Source organism: Sphingorhabdus sp. EL138 (assembly GCF_945862485.1).
Classification (GTDB): Bacteria; Pseudomonadota; Alphaproteobacteria; order Sphingomonadales; family Sphingomonadaceae; genus Sphingorhabdus_B.
On sequence record NZ_CAMAYF010000052.1, the window covers coordinates 1 to 3626 of the forward strand.

The 3626-nt window shown below is 53.6% G+C and carries 4 protein-coding genes; all 4 read right to left on the bottom strand.

Going from position 1 to position 3626, the window contains the following annotated elements:
* The coding region (dnaE, locus tag Q0O33_RS10635; protein WP_295499386.1) for a DNA polymerase III subunit alpha at positions 1-1664 on the bottom strand (1664 nt) is incomplete at its 3' end.
* Positions 1665-1726: 62 nt separating this feature from the next.
* Positions 1727-2215 (bottom strand): glutathione peroxidase, encoded by a 489-nt coding sequence (locus Q0O33_RS10640; RefSeq protein WP_295499389.1) that lies wholly within the window; start codon positions 2213-2215, stop codon positions 1727-1729.
* A 15-nt stretch (positions 2216-2230) separates the two neighbouring features.
* Entirely contained in the window at positions 2231-2902 is a 672-nt protein-coding gene (locus Q0O33_RS10645) for an ABC transporter ATP-binding protein (RefSeq protein ID WP_295499392.1), read from the bottom strand.
* Positions 2895-3626 (bottom strand): FtsX-like permease family protein (locus Q0O33_RS10650; RefSeq protein ID WP_295499395.1); only part of this gene is annotated, 732 nt, incomplete at its 5' end. The genes Q0O33_RS10645 and Q0O33_RS10650, both read right to left, overlap by 8 nt.

Below are 3626 nucleotides of genomic sequence, written 5' to 3' on the forward strand. Positions count from 1 at the left end.
TCGAATTTAACCAGGCCAGCACTTTCGACATATTTCATGTCGAATTGCGTGACGGGCATGTCCGAACGTGGGTCGCGGTACAAGGGCGCCAGCTCCGACAATTCCCGGTCACCAATGACCACGCCTGCTGCGTGCGTCGAACTGTGCCGCGGCAGACCTTCCAGCTTCATCGCAAGATCGAACAGGCGCTTCACCTGCGCATCGCGGCGATATTCTTCGCGCAGCTCCGCCACGCCGGACAGTGCGCGCTTCAAGTCCCAAGGGTCAACGGGTAGGTTCGGCACTTGCTTGCACAGTCGGTCGACTTGACCATAGCTCATTTGCAAAACGCGTCCGGTGTCTCGTAAAACTGCGCGTGCCTTCAACTTTCCAAAGGTGATGATCTGGGCAACCTGACGCGAGCCGTATTTTTTCTGCACATAACGGATAACCTCGCCACGCCGCGTTTCGCAGAAATCGATATCGAAATCCGGCATCGATACACGGTCTGGGTTCAAAAAGCGTTCGAACAGAAGCCCAAGCTTGATCGGGTCAAGATCAGTAATTGTAAGCGCCCAAGCGACAAGCGAACCTGCACCAGACCCGCGGCCCGGCCCAACCGCAATATCCTGTTCCTTCGCCCATTTGATAAAATCGGCAACGATCAAAAAATATCCAGGAAAGCCCATCGAGCAGATAACATCGGCCTCGAAATTCAACCGATCAAAATACAGCTGCCGTTCCGCGGGGTCGGTAATCCCTGCAATCTCAAGCCGCTTTTCAAGGCCAAGCCGTCCGTCCTCGCGCAATTGCGCATCCTCGGCGGTCCGGTCACCCGCAAGGCTTGGTAATATGGGGCTTCGGTAAGGCGCGAGGGCGGCGCACCGTTGCGCGATAACGAGCGTATTCGCTAACGCTTCAGGGACATCGGCAAACAACGCGCCCATTTGCTTGCCGGTTTTGATCCAAGTGTCTCGGCTGCTGCGGCGGCGGTCCGTGCTTTCGATATAGGCGCCGTCCGATATGCACAGCATGGCATCGTGCGCGTCGAAGAAATCAGGCTCCGCAAAAAAGGCGGGATTGGTCGCGACCAATGGAATGTCGCGGGCATATGCAAGGTCAATGAGCGCGTTTTCCGCAACGTCTTCAACCGCGTCGTTGCGCCTGCTGAGTTCGATATACAGATGCTCGGAAAACAGCGCCTGTAGACGCGTCAGGTAGCTGGATGCCGCTTCATGCTGCCCTTCACTCAACAGGCGGGCCAGCGCTCCCTCTGCACCGCCTGTAAGAGCAATAAGGCCGTCTTTATGCGACGCAAGCTGCTCCAATGTCACATGCGCATCGAGGTCTTCTGGACGATCAAGATGCGCCATCGAGACCAATCGACACAGATTATTGTAACCGCTCTCATCTTGCGCAAACAATGGCAACCAGTCGCGTGTGAATTTATCGTCGCTGGATGGCCGCCGGATCCCAAGCAACGCGCCAATGATCGGCTGCACCCCATAGGATTTAGCCGCGTCCTGAAATGGCATCACGCCATAGAGCCCATTGCGGTCACAAATGGCAATAGCAGGAAAGCCGAGCTTTTTTGCAGTCTCGCCAATCGCCTTAGGCTCAATCGCACCTTCCAATATGGTGTAAGCGGAATACACGCGCAGAGGAACAAAGGGAACGTAGGCCATCTGGCTATGTTAGATGACCTGCATGATTCGACAAACCCAGTTTTGGGCTAAGCTGTGGACAATCAGGCTGCTGCGGCGAGCAGTTTCTCGATGTCCTTCGCCAGTGCTTCAGGTTTGACCTGCGGACCATGGCGGGCAACAACGTTACCCGTACGATCGACCAAGAATTTCGTGAAATTCCACTTGATACCACGTGACCCCATAAGGCCGGCTTGCTGCTGCTTAAGATAATGCCACAACGGGTCTTCATCGGGACCATTCACGTCGATTTTTGCAGCCAGAGGAAATGACACATCATAAGTTAGCGAACAGAAATTCTGAATTTCTTCCGCGTCACCGGGCTCCTGCGCGCCGAACTGGTTGCAGGGGAAGGCCAGTATCTCCAGACCCTGATCTTTATACTGGCGATACAACGCCTCAAGCCCCTTGTACTGCGGCGTGAAGCCACATTTCGATGCGGTGTTCACCACCAAGACGACCTTACCCTTATAGGCTTCCATTGCCTCGGTTTGGTCACCAGGCATTTTCACTGTTAAATCATAAATCGACATTGATATTCTCCCTGCTTAGCCCAACCTGCCTTCTTGCAGACGCACGACGCGGTCCATTTTGGCCGCCAACCGCTCATTATGCGTTGCCACGATCGCCGAAGAACCCTCTTCGCGCACCAGCGCCATGAATTCGCCGAGCACAATATCGGCGGTGTGTTCATCGAGATTTCCAGTGGGCTCGTCCGCAAGCACCAGCTTAGGACGATTCGCCAATGCCCGCGCCACGGCAACGCGTTGTTGCTCACCGCCCGACAGCTTCGACGGCCGATGGTGGAGGCGCTCGGCAAGCCCTAGCTGCGTCAATAGATAGGTCGCACGTTCTAGTGCAACGTCAGGCGCAGTATCGGAAATCAATTGTGGCAAAATCACATTTTCCAGCGCGTCAAAGTCCGGCAGTAGATGGTGAAATTGATAGACGAAACCAAGCTTCTGCTTACGAATTTCGGTCTGACGATCAACACCGGCTGCGCTTACCTCCTCGCCATCAAGCTTAATGGAACCAGAAAATCCACCTTCCAAAAGACCAACCGCTTGAAGCATGGTCGATTTGCCTGAGCCGGATGGACCCAGCAAGGCAACCAGCTCTCCCTTACCAATCACAATGTCTATACCGCGCAGGACTTCTATAGTGACATCGCCCTGCACAAATTTGCGGCGGACATCGACAAGCTCTAATATGTTATTCATAGCGCAGCACCTGAACAGGGTCAGTACTCGCAGCCTTGAGCGCCGGGTACAAGGTTGCAAGGAAGCTGAATAGCAAAGCGAGCCCGCAGATCACGAGTACTTCAACTGGATCAGTCCGAGAGGGCAATTCGGTGAGGAAGCGGATGGATGGGTCCCACAAATTCTGCCCAGTGACGAATTGGATAAAGTTCACAACCGACTGTCTAAAATACAGAAATATTGCGCCTAGTATTAATCCAAGCACAATGCCAGATGAGCCGATCAGCAACCCAACCGTCATGAAAATGCGAAGCAGTGATTTGCGTGATGCCCCCATCGTCCTCAATATCGCGATGTCTCGGGTTTTTGCGCGCACCAACATGATCAGGGATGATAATATGTTGAAGACAGCAACAAGGACGATGATAGACAAAACTACAAACATGGCGACCCGCTCGACTGCTAATGCCTCGAACAGCGAGGCATTCATGCTCTTCCAATCGACGATAAGCCCCTTATTCTCAAGCTTCGGCAGCAACGGGGCGAGAATTTCATTCACTCTGTCGGGATTTTCGGTCTTGATTTCAATCATGCCTATTTCGTCGCCCAGCAGCATAAGCAATTGCGCCCGCTCAATGGGCATGATTACAAATGCTTTGTCATAATCATAAACGCCAACCTCAAAAATGGCCGTCACTTCGTATGAAATCTCGCGCGGAACGGTGCCAAAAGGCGTTGTCCGGCC